Genomic DNA, 21,369 nt, shown 5'->3' on the forward strand with positions numbered 1-21,369 from the left:
GGTTTCCCCTCCACTTTATTTACTTCACGAACAGTTCTTCGACCCCTTTTATGACCTTGAAAGCCCCCGAACTATGATTGGAACAAACCGTTATCATCCATTGATCCTCTGGATAAACGCATGAATGGAAACTGACACCAGGATCATAGCCCATCACATGATAAACTGTCTTTTTGTTAACATCATCCACCCATAGTCCATACCCATATGAAAGGCCGTCTTTAACTTTTACGTGTTTGGTTAACAACCGTTCAACTTGGTCCTTACTCACAAGTTTTCCATTCAACAAAGCTCCCCAAAAGCCAATCATATCGGGCCCTGTTACGTACGCCCCCCCATCGGCTCCTCCGATGACCGGAACAGCATACACATTCGACTTTAGAGAACCATCTTTTTCTATGTACCCGAGAGCAGTGTTCTCTGGCAATTGATCCAAACGGAAATAACCGGAATCCTGCATACCTGCAGCGTTGAAGATATTCTCTGTTACGTACTCTGTAAAAGGCTTGTTAGCGACTGCTTCCACAACCAAACCTAAAACGATGAACCCTGCATTATTGTAGTGGAATTTCTCTCCCGACTCGAACATCTTCTTTTTATCACTGAACATGGGCACAAAATCCTCGAGCTTCTCCATCTTGTACATCGGCCTCTCTTCCCACAGTTCCGAAAAGTCGTCCATGACCGATTCATCAAAGTAATCAGGGATCCCTGACGTGTGCGTCAACAAATGGTGGATGGTTACACGTTCATCAATACAAGGAAGGCACAACTCCAACAACTGATGGACAGGAGTATCGTAAGCAAACTTCTCTTGTTCAACGAGTTGAGCGATGGCGACAGCTGTGAACAACTTGCTTCCAGAGGCGATTCCGAATTTTGTATCCTTTTTATTAGGCAGCTTTTCTGAAAAGTTTCTATAACCAAATCCTTTTGAATAGACGACTTCTTCTCCTTGTTTAACAACAACCGAACCTGAAAAACCTTCTTTTTCTACTATTTCCCGAATCTTGGCATCCAATCTCTCCATCTCCTTCTCTATTCGTTCTCGTTAATATACGATCGAGCTGTCTTCTCCTTTTTGTTTTACTTAGCAGGTGTAAGGAAATTAGTATTGTAAAAAGGAGTCATTCTTATGGAAGTACTAGCTGTTGTTTTAATCACTCTCGGAATCATAGCTGTCCGAGTGATCAGCTTTTTTTATCCTGATTGGAAAGCAATAAAAGGCGAGCCTTTGTCGGAACGTAAACGTCTGGGCTACAGCCTTTTAGGAATTGGCATCTTACTTCTCATGTATCTACTAAGTCAATTCACAGAATATAGACAGGCTGCTTTTACTAAGCCCTTACACCTTAACCATGTATTGCATAACACATGAGTGTTAATCCATCGGAAAAATGTAAACAAAATAATTTAAAAAGTGCTCTAATCCTATATTTCCAGCAATGGCATTCGAAGGTTTATTTGTCTCCTCACAATCCCAGTATGGAATCATCCCTTTATTTATACAGTCTTCCACAAAACAACGGGCTGCCTTCTGCCCCACTTTCTTCCCCTGATGATCCTCCAGCGTTTCTATATCTATACCGTGAACATTTTCAGCTACAAATCCTGAAAAACATAAGCTCACAATTTTGTTTTGATAAACGATCCCGTAACCCAGCCCCTTTTGAAAAAACTCCTGAGGAGAAGTCCAGAATTCTAATATTTTGGATCGTAAAAATTCTATGTTTTCCAGATAATTGTCCGTATTGTCATAAAGTTCTTTATTCATTTGAAATGCTTGATAATGCCCGCTAATTGAAGGGACATTGTGGTCTTTCCTATGACTTCTCTCCAACTTATAAATGTTCTGATTTGATTTCTGCATGCTGCGATGTTCAAATACTCTCTCTATCGTCTTCTCCCATCTGGGATGATGGCCAATAGCAATAAAATTGTTTATCTTCAGCTTCCTCGCTTCTGGAAAAATCACCTGATCGATAAAATCATTGATATGGTTATTAAACCTCTCATTTTCTTCATCTCCTATAAAGAAAAAACCATCATGATTCCCCAACCAGATCAGTCCTGTGTTAGGAGAAGTGGTATCATCTACAAAAATCCGACCTGGGTTATTCCCTTCAATTACCGCTTTAACTTCTACATGTCCCTCTTCATTTATTAACTTTGTGCATTTAAAGAATTCGGTTTTATCAAGTTCACCAATCATTTTTGACTCTCCCATCGGAATGACATGATTCATTCAATGATCCCAGCCTCTCACAACATTTCTTGTTAAATATCAAAATATGTAGTTGTAGTAACCCCAAATTTACTAGGTCAGCATGAAAACATAACCGTTGCCATTGAACATCACTTTGACTGCGACTCATCATTGGGTCAACCTCTATACGGAATTCATAAAAGCTTTAAAAATGGAAGGCCATACCTATGACCTTCCATTCAATTCTAGTTAGAGACTATTGGTTGATAAAATCTACAAATTGCTCTGCTTCTTCTCTCGTATAATCACCAGCAATTTGCATGGAATCACGATCGATGACTTTTCGAATAGTTGGAGAGGCTATTTTCTCATCTCCTAAATAAATATACACCTTCTCATGGAGGTGATTCTCTGTCATCTCTTTAGGTGTATCACTATTCTTAAAGTTTACATTCACAAGTACACGGTTTTGACCCTCTTGAATACTTGCTTCTTCAAAATCCGAGGAAGACACCAGAACATTTCCTTCCTGATCTTGAATGGATACATCGTTGAACTCGAGATTGACATTTTGCTGACAACCAATGAGCAGAAAAAGCGCTGCCAATGCTGACACAATCAGCTTCATTCTATCCCTCCCTTCATAATAGGATCGTTCCGGAATTCTAGTTATCTATACGGATGGTTCTGGGTAAAGTTTCAAACAAAGTATAAAAATTACAGACATTTCTGCTCCTCTTGCTCTATCCGACGATTCTAAATGGAAATTTCGTTTTTGTCTTGCAGGCAATTTCAGAAAAATTCAACCAAACTTTTTCTGAAAATTCCATTGATTCTTACTTCATTTTCCTGTATTGTAAATCGCAAGCGAAATATTAAAATCTAATTTTCAACATGAATGTTCAATTGGGTCCCTGATCGAGGCATACGTCTTTCGTAAAGGGCGCAACTGTTTTTCTAAAAACTACATAAGAATAAAACTTATCCAGAGAGGTGTAGGGACTGGCCCTTTGATACCTCAGCAACCAGCCATTGGCACGGTGCTAACTCCAGAAGGTAGTAGTGATACCTTGAAGATAAGGAGACTCTTTATACATAAAGGACCCCCTTATCCAAGGAGGTCCTTTATTTTTTTGAAGAAGAATGACCGTGGGGCGCAATAGGATTCAAACAATTCCAGCCCATACCAGATTGAAAGTCAGCGTGTCTCTGTAAAAAGGGCATTAGCTTTCTTATAAATGAATGACTCTTAATAAAAGGAAAGGTTGTGGAATGAAATGAAACGATCATTAGAACAAAGATTACAGGATGGACCCGTTATTTGTGGAGAAGGCTACTTATTTGAATTGGAGCGCCGCGGCTATTTACAGGCCGGATCCTTTGTACCTGAAGTAGCCCTGGATAACCCCCAGGCACTAAAACAGACGTATCGTGACTATATGCTTGCAGGCTCCGACGTCGTCTTAGCCTTTACCTATAACGGCCACCGCGAAAAAATGAGAATCATTGGCAAAGAGGATTTGTTAGAGCCGCTTAACCGTCAGGCCATCCGTCTAGCCAAAGAGGTTGCCGAGGAACACCCTGAGGAGGAAGCACTCGTAGCTGGGAACGTTTCCAACACGAACCTGTTCAACCCGGATGATCCGGAAGCAGTTGAAAAAACGAGAAGCATGTTTGCGGAGATGATCGGCTGGTGTAAGGAAGAAGGCGTAGACTTTGTGAACGGCGAAACCTTCTATTACTATGAAGAAGCACTGATTGCTCTCGAAGAAATCCAAAAACAAGATCTCCCTGCTGTAATCACATTCGGTCTGATGGGCGAAAACATTCTGCGAGATGGCTACGAAGTAGAAGAAGCCTGCCGCTTATTAGAAGAAAAAGGCGCTCTTGTAGTAGGGATGAATTGCTTCCGCGGACCAGCGACAATGCAGCCGTATGTAGAGAAAATCCGTAATACGGTGGACGGCTATGTAGGTGCTCTTCCCATTCCTTACCGCACGACGGAAGAACACCCTACCTTCTTCAACCTTCCGGACGGAGGCTGTGCTTGTACACTTCCAACGGAAACAACGTTCCCAACGTCCCTGGATCCGCTCTACACGAACCGGTATGAGCTTGCTGAGTGGGCTAAAGAAGCGCACAGCATTGGTGTAAACTACCTCGGACTCTGCTGTGGAGCTTCTCCGGCTATGCTTCGTGAAGTAGCAGAAACCGTCGGCCGTACAGCCGTTAACTCCACGTATTCTCCGGATATGAAAAAACACTTCCTGTTCGGCAGTGACGACACGCTGCAGGATCACATTACAAATTATAAGACGAAAGCATAACTCAAACGCCTGTCCCAAAATAAGGACAGGCGTTATTCATAGATTTTTTCGAACGTGGCAGGTATCGGGATCTTTTATTGAAATAATCGAAATCAAGATAGACCAGTGATCCCTCCTATACTCTGGATTTAGAGTCATATTCAGGGTAGTCACTATACTTATGTAATAAGGATGATTGCTCTTTTATGCAATAGGTAAGTGCTTGAAGTTACCGCCGGACTTTTCGCCTGCTGCAGCCAAGGGAAAACCTCTTATTACTCCTACACTACGAACCTAAACTAATCTAAGCTCTGTTCTTTGGGGAATATTCACATACGATTCAACAAAAATAATGATACGAGGAATTAAGGCAGTTTATACAAATTGGTTCAAAATACCACTTGAAGAGGAAAAGGAGAGGGTTTTGGAGTATGAGTAGATAAAGAAAAGGATTCGAGAGGAAAGCAATTTTAAAGAAAAAAGTAAGGATTGGAATAGTAAAAATCTATTTAATTCGCTGATTGATACGATCCAATCCTTCTACTTTCGCTTTTTCTACATTCAATTCCCTTTTTAATAAAACATTTTCTGCTGTCATCCCTGCTAATATAGAAACTCCAATAAGCGTTCTTAATGCGTCTGGCTCAGAGATTATATAGGTAACGGCGAAAACTGAAGCTGCCGCCCCAATAAGGAAGTCAGCCAGGAATCCTAAATAAATCCCCTTGGGACGGGCTCTTTTTTTAGGGAAGATCAACACTTTTCCATTTCTCATTAAATGAGAGACAATGCCTGTCATCCCTCCAATACACCCAGCAAGAATTAGCGTATTCATAAGAAATTTTCCCCCTAGACTAAAAAAGCGGCTGTTGGTAGAAACTTAGAAACATACGCTACTATGCACTAAATCCTCAACCAAGCTCGCCGCTCCGTTTAAGTCTGTTATTTTTTTAAAAACAAATGTGCTACTATAATGAACACCTTAGCTACAGTTTACACTATTATTATCAGAAAATAAATACTATTTTTCAAAAAAATGTCTGCAATAACAACTTATGTCAGCTTAGACGATGGATTTTATTTAACCATTCATGGATCTGATCTTCATAATACTTGACTTCCTTTTTCGATGTAGAATCAACTAAATCCTTTCTTAATTGTTGATATTCTTCCAATTGGGGCTTCGTTATGGGTAGCTCATCGGTTGATTGAAGATTGTCTAAGTACATTTGGATTTCTCCAAAATAATAGCGGCTTTCCTCTATCGATACAGCATTTTTTAAGGATTTCATAAGATCGTCATAGGTTTCTTTTTCTTTTTCGTTCATCATAATCAATCGTCGGCACCTCCTCTGGATTTTACTGCACGGGCGCATAACACTGAAAAGAAAATACTACGAAAAAGCAAGATTACCTTCTAAAACTAAATGTATTTTGTCATGAACACCGATTTATACTTCATACCCATTATACAAGATTTTCTAACGGATATTGTTAGTCCCTTACAAATTTTCTCACCTTTTAAATAACAAGCTGTGAATTCAAATGAATAAAAAATAAGACTTCCCTAATAAGGAAAATGAACCATATATAGAATGTTACTTTTAAATGTGTCCCCACCCTTACCCGTATTTTGTATGTAATAGAGATTCACCATATAAATGACAGGCAATTCAGTGTCCATATTTCTTTGGACATCCATGCGTTACGAACTTTTTTCTGTTTAGCTTTAATCTAACGTCTCCGTTTATTTTAGACTACAAAAGGAAAAATCCACTCCCTTGAATGAAAGGAGTGGATTTACTACATGAGAAAAATTCTTCGTTAACTCAACAGTTCTTTAACAGTATAGTAGCATTCCTTATTTAAAAGACTCCGCCACTTTGATCAGATCATCTTTTGATAAGCCGTCTACATTCCCTTTCAATTCATACATAATCGACTCATCTTTCCAAATCAACCGTTGAGTCTCGCCTTCATTCCCAGCATATTGCCCCGTTTGGTCACCGATCGATACCTCTTCTGTCTCTATATCCTGAGAGGAGATTTCGGCATCTTTAACAGTCATCAATTCCATCGTTTCATTCGTTTCAGCATGAAAGATGAAGATTAGTACGGTATCCTTTTGCTCCATAACTCCAGCTTCTATTTCTACACCGTCTACTTCAAAAGGCATGATCGTCGGATACTTAGGCTGATAGGCTTCATCCTCAGTCCGACTCACTAACTTGGAACGATCGTATTCGAATAGTCCATCTTCTGTTTCAACGGCCTTATCGAAAGCGTGCAATAGTGTTTGAATGTCATTGTAGTGGATTCGAGTAACTTCCCCTTCTTCGTTCGTATTTACTCTTCCACTGACATCAGCTGTTTCACCATTGCTTATGAGGATTTGCATCTCAAAATTATAAGCGGTGTCTGTTTCCTCGCTCTGCTCAACGCTCATATTGCCAATCTCCATGTGAGCATCGTTTCCATACGCCTTTTGGTGAAAGCTGCTAAGCAGATTGGTGTCCACCGCCTGAGTCATAAACTCTTCTGTGAAGTAAGGTTCAAATTGGTCCATGTAATAATTAGAAATTCCTTCATGATTTTCCTCTTCATACAACTGTGCTAATTCTTTTTCAGGTCCTGAAAATATTTGCTCCAGTACCTTTGTCACATCATCCTCCGTCGTATTTTCCTGTTCCGTATTCTCACCCGAAGACTGGGTAGATGCGCAGCCGGCTGTAATAAAGAGCGTAATCGCAATAAATAGAAATTTTTTCATCATAAAGATAACCTCCGTTCTGCCTTCTTTACTACAAGTACGATTACGAACGAAGTAAGTTTCAAAAAATGGTAATAAAATAGAAATTATCTGTGAAAAAACTCCTTTTTTCACTCCACGACCTCAAAACTGGGCTTCCATTTTTAATCTGGTTCATAAAAATCCATGGATCGAATACACTCCATATCCCCACCTCGGTTACGAGAGTAGACTCTTGATCACCAAAAACTGTAGACTCAAGATATTCCACTTAAAATATTTGAACAGGAAAGCTTTTGTATAAAGACTTATGAAGTTAATTTTGGTGCCTGACCCCCACCTGGCTTGGTTACTAAGACCCCCCTGGTTGACGGGAAGATCCTTTGTTGGTATACTTAAAATTAATTATTCTTGTTCGTTTACGATTGAAAGCAAAAGTAACTAGTAAGTCACTTTCGTCTGGAATGAATATGCAGAGCAATAATAGTAATACATTGTGGATCAGTTCCACGCAGGAGGTAACAATTTATGTTACAAGGTAATGTTAAATGGTTTAACGAAAGTAAAGGTTTTGGTTTTATTGAAGTAGAAGGGCAAGATGATGTATTCGTTCATTTCTCTGCTATTCAAGGCGAAGGTTTCAAAACATTAGAAGAAAACGAGACAGTTTCCTTTGAAATTGTTGAAGGTAACCGTGGACCACAAGCTGCTAACGTTCAAAAATAATCGTTACTAGTTAAAAAAGAGACTTCCGAATTCGGAAGTCTCTTTTTTTATAGATGGGCTTTGGTTAGGTAAGATTTAGAATTCAATTCAGAACTGGGAAGATTATTTCTTTTAGTAAAACTTATAATCCCACCGAGAAGAACAGTTTCAATACCGAATCATCATAAGTGCACAAAACTCCCAAGATGCGTTATTCTATAAACGCGCTTCTGCATCTTTGTAAAAATGCTTCTATCGAGGCCTCATGTTGAATTCTTTGGTGCAAAGCCTCTCGAAACAGCTAAGGACTTCACGTTTTTTAGAGGTTTTTTGAAGACACTTGTCTTAATAAGAGTCTTACTCCAGTTTTGCCCCCGATTCTTGAAGACTTGAAATTGAGATATAATGAACCAGATTTTTCACTAATGTTCCTGTTAGCTTAATTATCTTCCTCCCAACCTATTTTCTTAATAATAACAGCTATAACTTTATTTTCATTAAACCCAAACTCTATATTTATTTTATTATCTTTATCAAAATATCCAAGGGTATCTAAGCCACTTTCAACCCTTTCATAATAGTTCTCACCGTATTCTTTAATTACTTGTTCTTTTGTATCTCCGATTTTAATTTCTTTAACAGTCTCATATATTTTGGAGTTTTCGTGTGTTCTTCGAATGAATAATCGAATAACCATGTCATCTACAAAACCAAACTCCACACCATCGTAACTTAAATATTTTGACTTAGGATCTTCTATTTTTTCGACTTCAGTTGGTTTCCCAAAAGTGTTTATTACATCGTTTTCATATGAATTTATTGATATAGAATTGATATTTTCACCAGAGAGCTCAATACTCTCTGTGCTTTCATAAAAATCCATCGTTTCCTTCGCTAATGGTTCACATCCTATTAAAAATAAGAACATAACTATAGTTGAAATTACTGTTGGTATTTTTAGATTTCTCCTCAAAATAATTCCCTCATTTTACCCGGTAGAATATTTTACCATATAACCAAATTTATACAATCTAAATTCCCAAAAGATCTTTATACTTATGCAATAAGGGCGAGCATTCTTTTAAGCATTCCCCCCCAATAACGGAAGACTTGAATTCGTGATACCCTCAACTTATACCTGAACTTTTCTTATTAAAGAAATTTGATGTGATTATCTTCAATAATCCTATTACGATCATAGGGATTGATGCAGATTTTAATAAATGTGGCATGTCATCGATACCAAAAATCTCACTAAATGCTAATCCAGCAGCAAAAATCCATAAACCTAAATAAGCAAGCCATTTTCCTGTTGTGGTTTTCCTATTTGAGAACATCCACATTCTCCTTTCAGCAAGTGCTATTTCATTTCACATTTTCTAAACAAATTAATTAATAATAGGTAAGCAAATACATCATATCAAAATTACAGTTTTGTGGAAATAATTACCATGTTGGTCGTATATACCTTTAATTATCTCGAAAATGAGTCTTAAACAACCCTGCCCGTTTGCGGGAGACTAAGTTTCAAGATATATAACTCATCTTCCTTTTTATAAACAAAGTATTAATAATCCTTATCAAAAAATAAAAAATCACTAGCTGTTTTTTGTAACTATCTTTATAACAAAGATCTAATATTTCCAGGAAATCCCACAGAAAAAATGTGATTGAATTTCAAGTCTCAAGTTTCTATGAAAGGCCTGGGTTTGAAGGAGTACAGTAAAATATTCAATAAGCTTACCGGGAATAAAGCGATGTACAGATAAAATGAAAGAGGATCACCACCCAGACCAAACTCATCCACGATGTACCCACTGCTATAAAGGCAGACACTGCCAATGATTACGCTCATGGATGTGACGAAGAAAAGCGTCCATCCACTCACCTTCTCTTCCTTTTGAAAAATGAGGAAAATCTTAACAAGAATCGATACAAGCACTAATAATATGAATACGGGTCTCAACATAACAAATGTTTCCATAAAATCCCACCCTCCATGAGTTTATCATAGGAACCATTCAGAGGTAGACGCTATCTTTTGATTTCAAAAACGGAAACTCGTAGACTTGAATGAAGAACAGTTAAAGGAGTGAAGTTCATGGCACAAGAAATCAAAGGAAAAATCGCTTATGTGACCGGAGCAGGTCGCGGCATCGGACGGGCTACGGCTTTGCAGATGGCGAAAGAAGGAGTCCATGTCGGGCTGATCGCAAGGACAGAAAGCCGTCTTGAAGACGTAGCCGAGGAAGCACGTTCCTACGGAGTCCAGGCAGCTGTAGCTACCGCTGACATTTCGGACATCGACCAAGTGGAAAGAGCGATCCAGCAGTTAAAAGAAGAGCTTGGTGAAGCGGACATTCTCATCAACAACGCAGGCATCGGTGTGTACGGAAAATTCCTTGAACTGGAGCCAGAAGAATGGAAACGAACGTTTGAGGTGAATGTATACGGTACATATCATGTCACGAGAGCGGTCCTGCCAATGATGAAGGAAAAGAACCAAGGGGACATCATCAATATTTCATCAAGCAGCGGCCTTAAAGGCACCGCCGGTTCCACGGCTTATAGTGGATCAAAGTTCGCTCTTCAAGGTATGATGGAAGCCTTGATGCAGGAAGTGAGAAGGGACAACATCCGCGTCTTCACATTGAATCCGAGTCTCGTCGCTACAGAACTCGCTCTAGGCGAAGACATGGAAGGACAGGATAAAGAGAAGTACATGCAGCCGGAGGATCTTGCTGAATACATGGTCTCTCAATTGAAATTACACCCTCGTATTTTCATCAAGCAGTCGCTTCAATGGGCGACCAATCCTTTTTAAGTTTTATCCTGGCAGCATCAACAACTCTTTTACATTGAAGATAATAAAGGAAACGAAAAACGCTTGGATTTTTAACAACCAAGCGTTTTCTTTTTCTATACATAAACAAACAACCCAAAAGTTCAACCAGTAAAATAATCTTTGTAATAGATGATTGTGATGATAAGCGCTACCATGGTGTATACGACCGCGGTATAAAATACAACCGTGGGGTTAAATTTCTGTTTTTCCTCTTCGATCTTCAATCCAGTCCGGGCCTGGACCCCCAACCTGACCGTATTGGAAGCGAAACCACCTTTTGAATTAAAGAACCACACGATGGTCATGACTACAACGCCAAGCAAAAAGGAATACTCAATAAATTCACCGCTAAAAAAAGAAGCGACTCCGTAATTGATCAGTACCATGACAAAGACAGTAACGATTGCCCAAATGATATTCTTTCCTATCATCATCCCCTCCAACTATGTATCTTATTGACTGCTTTATTTACTTTACGAAGGAAAAGACGGAAAGTTTCGAATATTTTCATAAAATCATTGAGGATAATAACCTATCAAAGAAGAAGAAAAGTCAAAACCATGAGTGCTTTACAGTGCCGTATTTTACGATTCATCCCGCCCTATTGAGAAATTACCATAAAAAAGGCTGACGAATGGACGTCAGCCTTCCTTTCTATTCTCTCATCCACTGTGGTTTCCCGAAACCTTTGAATTCTTCATCGATGATCTTTTCAAACTCCTCTGACTCCACAACTTCTTTAATATCTTTCACAAACTGTGCATCAAGATCTTCCGTTTTCACGGCTACACGGTTACGGTAATCATCAGGCATGTCTTCCAGAGCCAGTGCATTCAGGAGATCCATTCCCGCAGCCAATGCGTAGTTTCCTGGGACCATGGACAAATCTTCGCTATCGACTAGACGCGGCAGTTGTCCTGCTTCCACTTCGACAAACTGGATATCCTTTTTATTTTTCGTAATATCGTTCAATGATGCGCGTAATGGATCGACGCTGTCATCGACCTCAACAAGACCTTCATCCTCAAGCACAATCAATGCACGAGCAAGGTTTGTCGGATCGTTCGGTACGCCCATCGTGCTTCCTTCTTCAATACTTCCGATATCCTCGTATGTATTGGAATAGATTCCCATCGGGGCTGTTGGTACAATGATGACTTCAGATAGATCCAGGTTGTTTTCTTTCGCGAAAGACTCTAAATAAATTTTATGCTGAAAAAGGTTTGCATCCAAATCTCCGTTTGCAAGGGCTTTGTTGGGCTGGACATAATCAGTGAATTCCTTGTTCGTCACTTCGTATCCCTTTTCTTCTAATAGTGGAGCAATCGCTTTCGTGACCATATCACTGTAGGGTCCGGCAGTAGCACCGAAGCGAATCGTTTCTTTTCCAGAAGCATCTGCACTTTCTTCTTCTTCCCCGCATGCAGCGAGAAATGCGATCGATAATAAAGTGACGCCTAATAAAATGATTTTTTTCATGATGGTTCCTCCTAAATATGATTCAATTCTTTTTCACAGTTTTGGCAATATAATCGCCGGTGTATTGCACGATTTGGACGAGGACAATAAGCAGGATGACGGTCGTGAACATGACAAAGTTATCGTAGCGATAGTAACCATATCGAATCGCCAAGTCCCCGATTCCGCCTCCTCCGATAGCTCCTGCCATGGCGGAATATCCAATTAAACTGATAGCAGTTATAGTCAACCCGCTGATCAGCCCGGGTTTAATTTCAGGGAAAATGATATCCTTGATGATCAGCCAAGGGGAAGCTCCGCAGGCAATGGCTGCTTCAATCACCCCTTTGTCAATGTCCCGTGCAGACGATTCCACGATCCTTGCGTAAAAAGGGATGGCAGCAACCGAAAGCGCGACCGAAGCTGCTACAGGACCGGTCGTCGTCCCAATCAAGAAATTAGTAAAAGGGAATAAGAACACTAACAAAATAATGAACGGGACCGAACGAATTAAGTTCACCACGACGCCCACGATGCTTTTAATGGTGCGATTCTCGAGAAACAAATCCCGGTCCGTCACAAACAAGAGCAACCCGAGCGGAAGGCCTGCGATTAAAGCGACGACCAGTCCAATGCCTACCATGATCAGTGTTTCGATGAATGATTTATTCAGCTCTGGCCAGAGATTGATCAGCTGATCGATCATCTTGCAGCACCTCCACTTCTCCAAGCTTTTCTTTCAAATCTTGTATGGCACGGTGGACAACTTTTTGTTCTCCTGTCAATTCCATCACAAAGGTACCGAGAGCCTGGTCTTGAATGTAATCGATCTTCCCATGCAGAATATTGGCCCGTACGTTATACCCCTGTAAGAGATCTGACACAATCGATTCGTTGGCCGAGTCCCCTTTGAACGTCATATGTACGATGGTCCCTTTCCTTTCTGAAAGGATCTTTTCCGGGATACGGAAGTCAATCACCGTTTGGATGAAGCGTTTCGTCAATTCGTTTTCAGGAGCAGCGAAGATTTCATATGTAGAACCCTGCTCAACAATTTTTCCGTCTTCCATAACGGCGCAACGGTCGCAGATTTCCTTGACGACCTCCATCTCATGGGTGATCAGGACGATGGTAAGGCCGAGTTCACGATTGATCCTTTTCAACAAGTTCAAAATTGATTGCGTCGTATTCGGATCAAGTGCTGAGGTCGCTTCATCACACAAAAGCACCTTGGGATCATTGGCAAGCGCTCTCGCAATGCTCACCCTCTGCTTCTGCCCTCCACTCAACTGGGCCGGATATTGATCGGCTTTATCTGAGAGACCGACAAGCTCCAATAATTCCTGTGCCCTTCTTTTTCTTTCCTGGCGGTTGACGCCGGACGCCTTTAGAGCGAATGCCACATTTTCCAAAACGGTTTTCGCCATCGCGAGGTGAAAACCTTGAAAGATCATTCCGATTGATTGTCTGGCCTTCCTCAAGTCCCTGGAATTCAATGTCATGAGATCGATTCCATCGACCATGACCTTCCCTTCGGTCGGGCGTTCCAAAATGTTCATGCATCTTAAAAGGGTGCTCTTCCCAGCCCCGCTGTACCCGACGACTCCAAAAATTTCACCTTTTTTGATATCCAATGAGACGTCATCGACTCCGATCACGGTTTTCCCCTTGGATTGATAGACTTTGCTCAGTTGTTCCAATGAAATCATCGGCTTCCCCCCTGATTAAATAAGTTCCTACAAAAAAACTCCCGCCCTTTACGGGAGAGAGTTTCGCATGAAAGACTGCCAAACTCTTATCTCCCAGAATAGGACATTCTGAAGGATGTAGCACCACTCCATAAGGAAGGTTGCTGTGATATCTACGGGCCTTCTCCCTCCATCACTCTCGATAAGAATTTTCGTTTATGTTTTAACACTTTAACGTATGTATTAGGGTTTGTAAATAATTTTCTCAATTTTTTAAATTATATTTTTTCAACATTGACATTTAATTTTAAGGTATGGATAATAATGGGCATATCTTGAAAGGGGGATTGAGATGGAGTCTATAAATGTTCAAGGATCTCCGAATTTTTACAAGTGTGAACCCGGTATACTGAAAGAATTACCGGAACTTATCAAAGATGAGCCGTTCAAACATGGGACCATCATCCACGGAAAAGATTCATGGGCCATGGCCGAATCTTATATGCCAGAATTTCCGTTTAGCATCGGAACCATTTCGTATGACGGGGAATGCACCCATCAGGAAGTGGCAAGGATCAAGGAAAACGTCTCTCCTATTACGAACGTCTTGATCGGTGTCGGAGGCGGGAAAATTCTCGACCTCACTAAAGCGTGCGGCGAGGCGCTTGATCTTCCAGTCATCCTGATTCCTACACTCGTATCCAATTGTGCAGCCTGGACACCTTTGAGTGTGTTTTATGATGAAAATGGCAATTTCATTGAATATACGATCTACAAGAGAAGTACATACATGGTCATCGTCGACCCTGCCATGCTCGTTCATGCTCCCGTCGAATATCTCCGTGCGGGAATTGGAGATACGATTGCCAAATGGTATGAAGCCGATGTTCTGACGAGACATATAAAAGAAAAGCCTGTCCCTTTAGAAATGGCCCTTCACGCTGCAAAACTGTGTAGAGACATTCTATTCCAGGAGGGAAAAAATGCCGTGCACGGCAATGAAAAAGCTCAATGCACTACTGCATTCACACGTGTCGCTGAAACGATCATAATGGCAGGAGGTATGGTCGGAGGCTTTGGAGATGGTTACGGAAGAATATCCGGTGCCCACTCCATCCACAATGGGCTGACCAAAGTGCCAGGGGCTCATAAGTTTTTGCATGGAGAGAAAGTTGCTTACGGCATTCTCGTACAATTAGCACTCGAAGGAAAAACAGAACAAATAAAGCAGCTGATTCCTTTTTACAAATCCATGCGGCTGCCTTTATCACTCAAGGATCTGGATGCTGATTCACCGGAGGATATAGAGACAATTTCCTACTATTCCACACGGCCAAGTGAATCGATCCACCTTATGGGGATTCATGATCAAACGCAGGTGAGAGAAGCGATCCTAGCCGTTGAAAATAGCTTAGCCTCATTGTAAAAGGCTAAGCTATCATGCGGGCTAAATAAATTCCGCTCGCCGCCGCTTGAGACAGGGAGTGCGTTTCCCCGGAACAGTCCCCGATCAAGTACAAACCTGACAGCTCCGTCTCAAAATGCTCATCCGTGAAGATCTTCGCTTCATAAAATTTACTATCCACCCCATAAAGGATGGTATCCCGATCGATTTCCTCGCCAAGCAGCCCTTCCAACGCTTCAAAAAACTCAATCAGTGCCTCTATATAAAGGGACGGAACTTCTTTGCGGAGATCTCCCGCTTCTGCTTCAAGCGAGGGGTGAATAACGCCTTCGGAAAGATGGTCCGATGGTTTTCCCTCCACTAAATCTCCCAACTTTTGCGCCACAATCCTGCCCGTCCCTTGATTGATGCCGCCAATCACATGATGAGCTTCTGCCATGGCCTCTGTTTGATTTTTGAAGTACCGCGGAACGAAAAGGGTAAAATTCAAATTCTGACTCGGTTCTTCCTCGTTCTGATTCTGTCCATCCGGCATCACGAGGCCATGCTGATACTTGCGTATGATTCTTCCATGCGGATTCATGCAGTAAGTGGTAGCGGAGAAGCGGTCGGTTATGTAATGCAGTTTCGTTTCAAACGTTTCCTGAAGGATGGCATCAAGCTGATTGCCGCGCATCTCCACTCGTACCCCTAGATCCAATCGTGTCTCCCCCGCCTTCAACCCTAATTCTGCTAACATGGATTTCAGCCAGTCACTCCCACTCATGCCTGTAGCAAAGACGACCTTCCTGCTTTGGAACCGTCCGTGACTTGTATCGATCGAAAACAAACCTTCTTCTTTTGTGACTCTTGTGACATCTGCTTTGAAAGTGAAGGTCATCTGTTCATACATATCCTCGTACATGCTTTGAAAGATCCGACGCGCAAGCCTTATCCCCAAATGCCGCACTTCTGTTGAGAAAACTCGTAAAGAATGCTCGGCTGCTTTCTTGGAAAGTTTTTCATTTTCAGTACTGTATTTCTCTACAAGGTAGCCTCCATAGGAACATAAAAGGTCATCCACTTCTTCCATGAGCGCAAGCGTTTCCTTTTCCCCGATCTTCCTTCCCAGCTGTCCACCGAAGTCGTTCGTATAATTGAATTTCCCTTCTGATTTTCCGAGTCCTGCAAATCCTATGTACCGATCGCACGGGCCTTCACAAGTGCACGCTTCCTGCTGTAATCCACACGTCCGTTCAGCCAGTGGCTTTCCTTTATCGATGACATGGATGTTCAAGTCCGGATGTTCCTTGGCTAGCGTATAAGCAAGGAACACACCACTGACGCCGGCACCAATGATCGTCACGTCATACACAGGATCACGCCCCTTTTTCACGGACTTTGGCATAGATGCACGTGTCGGTTAAACGCTTTCCATCGACAGAGAGATCGTCGTTGCGAAGGGTTCCTTCCAATTCGAAACCGAGCGATTCCGGAATGGCGCGGCTTCTTTTATTTTCAGATTCGCAGCGGATTTCCACCCTTGCTCCTCCCAAATCATTCAACGCGTACGCCGTCAATGCCTCCACCGCTTCCCGCATGTATCCTTTTCCACTGTGAGCGGTATCCATCCAGTATCCAAGTTCAAACTTCGGCACATCCCAGTCCATTCGATGAAAACCTGTCGAACCGACAAACGTTCGGTCCTCTTTCAGAAAAACGAGATACCTTAAATTCTGCCGCAGCAAAAATTTTGCGTGCGCTTCCCTTGCGTTTGATTCTGTGTCTTCGACGGTCGGCGTCTCCTGGACGAATCCGAGCCATGGTTTCAGTTCATTCACAGACCTTTGAATCGCTGCATTGACCGCTGTCCCGTCGCCGGGCTCCGGCATTTTCAGGATCAGCCGTTCTGTTTCTATGTGTGTTTTGACGTCTCGCATTACTGGATTCATAGTCCCATCTCCTTGTGTTTCGATTTCATCCTTATCCTCTATCAAACAAGAATTTCTATTTTTTTGCAACAACTATATTCAAACCTTTCTAAATTTTTGTATAATAGACGGAAATTCACGTATGAAGGAGGGATCGGATGACGAGAAACCGCGCATTTATCATGATATTTCTTGGCGCATCCCTGTGGGGGATCATCGGTCTGTTTGTAAACGAATTGTACGAGTATGGGTTCTCCCCCATTCAAGTCGTCGCTCTCCGAGTGACCTCAGCGATGGTCATGCTGTTCAGCTACATCCTCGTTTCCAATAGAAAGCTTTTGAAAATAAAACCAGCAGACTCGCGCTATTTCTTCGGGACAGGGGTCATCAGCATCGCTTTGTTCAACTGGTGCCTGTTCAGCGCTATCGAAGCGACTTCCATGTCGATCGCCTTCGTACTCCTTTATACAGCGCCTGTTTTCGTGACTATTTTTTCAAGGATATTCTTTAACGAAGCTTGGACAGGGAGAAAACTGATCGCGCTTTTCACAACTTTTATCGGATGTACATTCGTCATCGGATTACTTCCCGAACTTCAAGCATCCTTGTCACTGGCCGGCCTTTTATTCGGACTTGGCTCCGGACTGTTTTACGCTCTATACAGCATCTTCGGTAAGGTCGTTTTGAAAAAGTATCCGTCATTGACGGTGACCTTATATACTTTTGTTTTCGCAACCTTAGCGGTGGTTCCTTTCAGCCGACTATGGAACAATGCGTCTATCCTGACTGACATCCGCGTCTGGCTGCTCGTTCTCGGTCTGGGACTAATCTCGACCGTTTTGCCATTCCTCCTATACACGAAAGGCCTCGAGCATGTGGAATCGAGCCGGGCTTCCATCGTCGCCACCATCGAACCAGTCGTCGCGACACTCGTTGGTTACTTTGTTTATGCGGAGGTCATGACAATCTACCAATATGCCGGGGTCGTGCTCGTCCTTTTATCGGTGATCATTGTGCAGGAGGCGAAAAAGAAGCCTGCTCAACACAGGGAAAAGTCCGCTTCTTGATCGTTAAGTCACTTTGAGGTGGCGTTAGGGCACTTTCCTCTACGTTAGGACACTTTGGCTTAGTGTTAAGTCACTTTGGTCATGTGTTAGGACACTATTGCTCTCCGTTAAGTCACTTTCGAATACGGATAAAAAACCAGCTCCTCAAAAAGAAGCTGGTTTCTCTTTATTTCGTATGAATCACGACCGTCGTCAATGGATCGATGGTAATCCCATCTTTACTCAGCTCGAAACCGGATGGGGCTTTCACTTTTTTGCGTCCAGCTTCGTCATTGTCGACGAGCACTTTTCCTTTTTTCAAATTAGCATCAAGCGTCAACGTACGTTCTTCGTCATCGGCGTTGATGAACACGTAGTAGCTACCTTTTGCTTTCTTACCAGGATCGACCGCTTTATAAGCAAGCATCAAATCCGTTTCCTGGATTTCAGGTGCATCAAGGAGCGTCACGTTTTCTTCGACTGCTTCCTCAGAACCGAGGCGGAAAGCATCTGTCCAGCGTCTCAGTTCAATCAAGCCTTTCGTATATTCCATCGTTTCCTGTTGGATGCTCGGCTGTGATACAGCCTGCCAGTCGAACTGGTTGATCACATCCGTAGAATCGTAGGAATCATGGATGAAGTAAGGATCCTCAAATGGGTTCCCGTTTTCATCGACCATGTATGTGGACTTCGCTTCTGGAACGTCATCTGCTTTCCACTGCTTCGTGCGGCCGTATTCCTGACCGGCATGAAGGAAGGAGATTCCCTGACTAGTCAGAATCATAGAATTACCGAGACGGATCCGCTTTTGGATTTCTTCTTCATGCTTCGCTGGATCCTTTTTGATGGACTGTGCGATGACGTCATGAAGCGTCAAGTTGTCATGCGCTGCGATGTACTGGACGATATCGCCCGGGTCGTCTTCCGTCACATTTCCAGGCTGTCCTTTGATGTTATTGAAAATGGTATCGATATTACGAGCGCCGCCCGTGATGAAGCGCGGCTCGCCTTCACTTCCGAAACCGGACTTCAGTTCATTTCTGATTTCATCAGAGAAGACCGCTGCTCCATCTGTTTCATCCATCCAATCTTGGTCAGCAGGTTGAACGCCTTCTCCTGAATTATCACCTGCGTACGTTCTCCATCCTTCTCCCAACATCAAAATGTCAGGATTCAAAGCTTCCGCTGCGTCGTATGCGGCTTGGACACTTTCTGCATCCAGGTCACCCATCAAGTCGAAGCGGAAACCGTCGACTTTGAATTCATCCACCCAATATTTGATCGAATCGACCATAAGCTTACGGGACATTTCGTGAGTCGTCCCCACTTTTCCTCCACCGTAACCGACTTTGGCATTCCCTTCCTCATCCATAAAGTGATAATAGTTCGGGACAAGGTCTTCCAAGATGCTCACTTTGGCTGTGTGGTTATAGACGACATCCAAAATGACGCCCATCTTGCGCTTGTGAATTTCCTTGATCAGCTGCTTGAACTCTTTGATTCTTTCTTCCGGATCTTCCGGACGCTCGGAATACATACCGGAAAGAGCGAAATAACTGTGAGGGTCATAGCCCCAGTTGTAATTGTTTCCTGAAGCGGAATACTCACGTTCACGTGTGCTGCTGTCGAGCTCATCACCGAAATAATACTTCATGACAGGCAGCAATTGGATGTGTGTCACACCAAGTTCCTGCACATAATCGAGCTTTTCTACAAAAGCATCGAACGTGCCGAACTGCGAATCCAATTCCCCTTCGATACTTGGATCAGAAGTGAAGTCGCGCACGTGTGCTTCCCAAATGATTGCATCTTCACGCTTTTCATAGCCTTTGATTTTGGCAAAATCAAGTTTTGGCCCGATGTCTGAAGGATCGACAATCGCCGCTTTTCCTACATCATCGTTATCTTCATTGTTCGAAGCCGCCATGGACTTGGCATAAGGATCGAGGGCAAGCTTCTCCTCGCCATAGGCTTCGATTTTATATTGATAATAGTAGTTGGTGAGATCTTTGATTCCCGTATTGGACTCATCCAGCTTCACAGTCCAGACGCCATTGTCCCCTTTTTCCATCGGGATGTCATTGTTCACGACTTCATACTGATCGTCTTTATCATAAAGAACGACAGAAACATCAGTCGCGATCGGAGACCAAAGCTTTAATTCAGCTGTACCGTCATCGTTTAACGTCGCTCCGAGGTCGTCCCCATCATAAGCGAACTTCTCATCCATAAGCTTCCAGTCTACAATCACATTCGTTTCTTCTTCTCCATACTGGATAGTGTACGTTTGAGTGAGATCAAGAGCTTCTGCCGTTTGAAGACGAACGTCTTGTCCATCTACCTCAGCAGACTCAATGGTGACGCGTTCTCCATCGGCCCCCTTCAGGACAAAATCAGAACGATCCGCACTTTCCTCAACCTGGCTCATCTTCGCTGAAATGAGCGTGTCATTTTTGATTTTCGCTGACTCGACGTAAGTCGTCAGGACAGGTTCTTCCAAATAGACTTCCTCCTTTCCTTGGACCAGCCAGAACTCCGTTTCACCGGTCGCCGGGAAACTTCTGTCATTCGGAGTATCTTTCATATCCCCCTTATGTACGATAAAGTTCAATCCGTTCTTAATGTCGATGACCGGGATTTCCACGGACATTCCGAAGTCAGTTTCATCCGTAAACTCCACCGGGTCCGACCAATCCGTCCCTTGTTCAATCGCAGGATTGGAACCGTCCTGATTCCACAGGTGCAGTCCCCACCCTTCATAGTTTCCATCTAATCGTTTGTAATGGATGGTAACGGTTTCATTTGATTCCGCAAAAGTCTTCGTTGAACTGACCGACGAAAAAGATGTCGGAACCGCCAGCAAAAACACAAGCACAACGCTGATGACCACTTTCCACCACTGTCTCCTTATCCTCAAAATTATTCTCCTCCTTTAATGGGTATCTGAGTGCGATGCACACCAATTAGTGCAAACGCTTTCACAAACCAATATACCATACATTTCCTGTATGTGAATAAATATTCAGAAAATGATCGAAAAGGAAACGATTG

At 42.5% G+C, this 21,369-nt stretch carries 22 protein-coding genes and 2 riboswitches; of the genes, 6 read left to right on the top strand and 16 right to left on the bottom strand.

Translation table 11 applies throughout. The features are described 5' to 3' along the window. Positions 1–19: 19 nt before the first annotated feature. Positions 20–1,030, bottom strand: a complete 1,011-nt coding sequence (locus ACJA3J_RS11865; protein WP_406944090.1) for a serine hydrolase domain-containing protein — start codon at positions 1,028–1,030, stop codon at positions 20–22. Positions 1,031–1,135: 105 nt separating this feature from the next. Here ACJA3J_RS11865 and ACJA3J_RS11870 point away from each other — a divergent pair, with 105 nt between their 5' ends. Next, entirely contained in the window at positions 1,136–1,378 is a 243-nt protein-coding gene (locus ACJA3J_RS11870; RefSeq protein ID WP_406944091.1) for a hypothetical protein, read from the top strand. Positions 1,379–1,381: 3 nt separating this feature from the next. Here the strand turns inward: ACJA3J_RS11870 and ACJA3J_RS11875 are convergent, their stop codons facing one another. Continuing rightward, entirely contained in the window at positions 1,382–2,212 is an 831-nt protein-coding gene (locus ACJA3J_RS11875; RefSeq protein ID WP_406944092.1) for a GNAT family N-acetyltransferase, read from the bottom strand. Between the two features lie 250 nt (positions 2,213–2,462). Beyond that, positions 2,463–2,834 carry a SecDF P1 head subdomain-containing protein gene (locus ACJA3J_RS11880; RefSeq protein ID WP_406944093.1) on the bottom strand — a complete coding sequence of 124 codons (372 nt, stop codon included), beginning with the start codon at positions 2,832–2,834 and terminating at the stop codon, positions 2,463–2,465. A gap of 350 nt (positions 2,835–3,184) precedes the next feature. Next, a riboswitch (SAM riboswitch) is annotated at positions 3,185–3,289 on the top strand. A gap of 194 nt (positions 3,290–3,483) precedes the next feature. Here ACJA3J_RS11880 and ACJA3J_RS11885 point away from each other — a divergent pair. Beyond that, positions 3,484–4,533 carry a homocysteine S-methyltransferase family protein gene (locus ACJA3J_RS11885; protein WP_089654107.1) on the top strand — a complete coding sequence of 350 codons (1,050 nt, stop codon included), beginning with the start codon at positions 3,484–3,486 and terminating at the stop codon, positions 4,531–4,533. Positions 4,534–5,017: 484 nt separating this feature from the next. Here the strand turns inward: ACJA3J_RS11885 and ACJA3J_RS11890 are convergent, their stop codons facing one another. The 3 genes from ACJA3J_RS11890 to ACJA3J_RS11900 form a co-directional block, all read right to left on the bottom strand. After that, complete coding sequence (locus tag ACJA3J_RS11890) at positions 5,018–5,347, bottom strand: DUF4257 domain-containing protein (RefSeq protein ID WP_089654108.1); 330 nt, start codon at positions 5,345–5,347, stop codon at positions 5,018–5,020. A gap of 223 nt (positions 5,348–5,570) precedes the next feature. After that, on the bottom strand, positions 5,571–5,849 hold the full coding sequence (locus tag ACJA3J_RS11895) for a hypothetical protein (protein ID WP_406944094.1): 279 nt from the start codon (positions 5,847–5,849) through the stop codon (positions 5,571–5,573). A 524-nt stretch (positions 5,850–6,373) separates the two neighbouring features. Next, on the bottom strand, positions 6,374–7,285 hold the full coding sequence (locus ACJA3J_RS11900; protein WP_406944095.1) for a DUF4367 domain-containing protein: 912 nt from the start codon (positions 7,283–7,285) through the stop codon (positions 6,374–6,376). Positions 7,286–7,789: 504 nt separating this feature from the next. On the opposite strand from ACJA3J_RS11900, the gene ACJA3J_RS11905 reads away from it, so the two are divergent. Next, positions 7,790–7,987 carry a cold-shock protein gene (locus ACJA3J_RS11905; RefSeq protein ID WP_035543224.1) on the top strand — a complete coding sequence of 66 codons (198 nt, stop codon included), beginning with the start codon at positions 7,790–7,792 and terminating at the stop codon, positions 7,985–7,987. 418 nt (positions 7,988–8,405) lie between these two features. Here the strand turns inward: ACJA3J_RS11905 and ACJA3J_RS11910 are convergent, their stop codons facing one another. The 3 genes from ACJA3J_RS11910 to ACJA3J_RS11920 form a co-directional block, all read right to left on the bottom strand. Beyond that, positions 8,406–8,939: a hypothetical protein gene (locus ACJA3J_RS11910; protein ID WP_406944096.1), complete on the bottom strand. Its 534-nt coding sequence runs from the start codon at positions 8,937–8,939 to the stop codon at positions 8,406–8,408. Between the two features lie 154 nt (positions 8,940–9,093). Continuing rightward, the gene (locus tag ACJA3J_RS11915) at positions 9,094–9,303 is read right to left on the bottom strand and encodes a hypothetical protein (protein WP_406944097.1); all 210 of its coding nucleotides are present in this window, start codon (positions 9,301–9,303) and stop codon (positions 9,094–9,096) included. 347 nt (positions 9,304–9,650) lie between these two features. Beyond that, positions 9,651–9,950 carry a hypothetical protein gene (locus ACJA3J_RS11920; protein WP_406944098.1) on the bottom strand — a complete coding sequence of 100 codons (300 nt, stop codon included), beginning with the start codon at positions 9,948–9,950 and terminating at the stop codon, positions 9,651–9,653. A gap of 117 nt (positions 9,951–10,067) precedes the next feature. Between ACJA3J_RS11920 and ACJA3J_RS11925 the strand changes: the two genes are divergently transcribed. Continuing rightward, on the top strand, positions 10,068–10,790 hold the full coding sequence (locus ACJA3J_RS11925; protein ID WP_089653050.1) for a 3-ketoacyl-ACP reductase: 723 nt from the start codon (positions 10,068–10,070) through the stop codon (positions 10,788–10,790). A gap of 122 nt (positions 10,791–10,912) precedes the next feature. Here the strand turns inward: ACJA3J_RS11925 and ACJA3J_RS11930 are convergent, their stop codons facing one another. The 4 genes from ACJA3J_RS11930 to ACJA3J_RS11945 all read right to left on the bottom strand — a co-directional run bounded on the left by ACJA3J_RS11930 (position 10,913) and on the right by ACJA3J_RS11945 (position 13,978). Continuing rightward, complete coding sequence (locus ACJA3J_RS11930; RefSeq protein WP_406944099.1) at positions 10,913–11,242, bottom strand: hypothetical protein; 330 nt, start codon at positions 11,240–11,242, stop codon at positions 10,913–10,915. A 223-nt stretch (positions 11,243–11,465) separates the two neighbouring features. Further along, entirely contained in the window at positions 11,466–12,290 is an 825-nt protein-coding gene (locus ACJA3J_RS11935; RefSeq protein WP_406944100.1) for a MetQ/NlpA family ABC transporter substrate-binding protein, read from the bottom strand. Between the two features lie 22 nt (positions 12,291–12,312). Next, complete coding sequence (locus tag ACJA3J_RS11940) at positions 12,313–12,975, bottom strand: methionine ABC transporter permease (protein ID WP_406944101.1); 663 nt, start codon at positions 12,973–12,975, stop codon at positions 12,313–12,315. Further along, positions 12,935–13,978 carry a methionine ABC transporter ATP-binding protein gene (locus tag ACJA3J_RS11945; protein WP_089653044.1) on the bottom strand — a complete coding sequence of 348 codons (1,044 nt, stop codon included), beginning with the start codon at positions 13,976–13,978 and terminating at the stop codon, positions 12,935–12,937. Before ACJA3J_RS11945 ends, ACJA3J_RS11940 begins: the two co-directional genes overlap by 41 nt. 83 nt (positions 13,979–14,061) lie before the next feature. Next, a riboswitch (SAM riboswitch) is annotated at positions 14,062–14,166 on the bottom strand. A gap of 143 nt (positions 14,167–14,309) precedes the next feature. On the opposite strand from ACJA3J_RS11945, the gene ACJA3J_RS11950 reads away from it, so the two are divergent. Then, a complete protein-coding gene (locus ACJA3J_RS11950) occupies positions 14,310–15,383 on the top strand; it encodes an iron-containing alcohol dehydrogenase family protein (protein ID WP_406944102.1) in 1,074 nt (357 codons plus the stop codon). Positions 15,384–15,387: 4 nt separating this feature from the next. On the opposite strand, the gene ACJA3J_RS11955 is transcribed toward ACJA3J_RS11950, so the two are convergent. Both ACJA3J_RS11955 and ACJA3J_RS11960 read right to left on the bottom strand, forming a co-directional pair. Further along, entirely contained in the window at positions 15,388–16,716 is a 1,329-nt protein-coding gene (locus ACJA3J_RS11955; protein ID WP_406944103.1) for an NAD(FAD)-utilizing dehydrogenase, read from the bottom strand. Between the two features lie 4 nt (positions 16,717–16,720). Further along, on the bottom strand, positions 16,721–17,293 hold the full coding sequence (locus ACJA3J_RS11960; protein WP_089653077.1) for a GNAT family N-acetyltransferase: 573 nt from the start codon (positions 17,291–17,293) through the stop codon (positions 16,721–16,723). Between the two features lie 137 nt (positions 17,294–17,430). Between ACJA3J_RS11960 and ACJA3J_RS11965 the strand changes: the two genes are divergently transcribed. Next, positions 17,431–18,339 (top strand): DMT family transporter, encoded by a 909-nt coding sequence (locus ACJA3J_RS11965; RefSeq protein ID WP_406944104.1) that lies wholly within the window; start codon positions 17,431–17,433, stop codon positions 18,337–18,339. A gap of 166 nt (positions 18,340–18,505) precedes the next feature. Here ACJA3J_RS11965 and ACJA3J_RS11970 read toward each other — a convergent pair whose 3' ends face one another. After that, entirely contained in the window at positions 18,506–21,235 is a 2,730-nt protein-coding gene (locus ACJA3J_RS11970; RefSeq protein ID WP_406944105.1) for a pullulanase, read from the bottom strand. Positions 21,236–21,369 lie beyond the last annotated feature (134 nt).

The sequence above is a fragment of the Halobacillus sp. SY10 genome (assembly GCF_045401165.1).
GTDB classification, from domain to species: Bacteria; Bacillota; Bacilli; order Bacillales; family Halobacillaceae; genus Halobacillus; species Halobacillus aidingensis.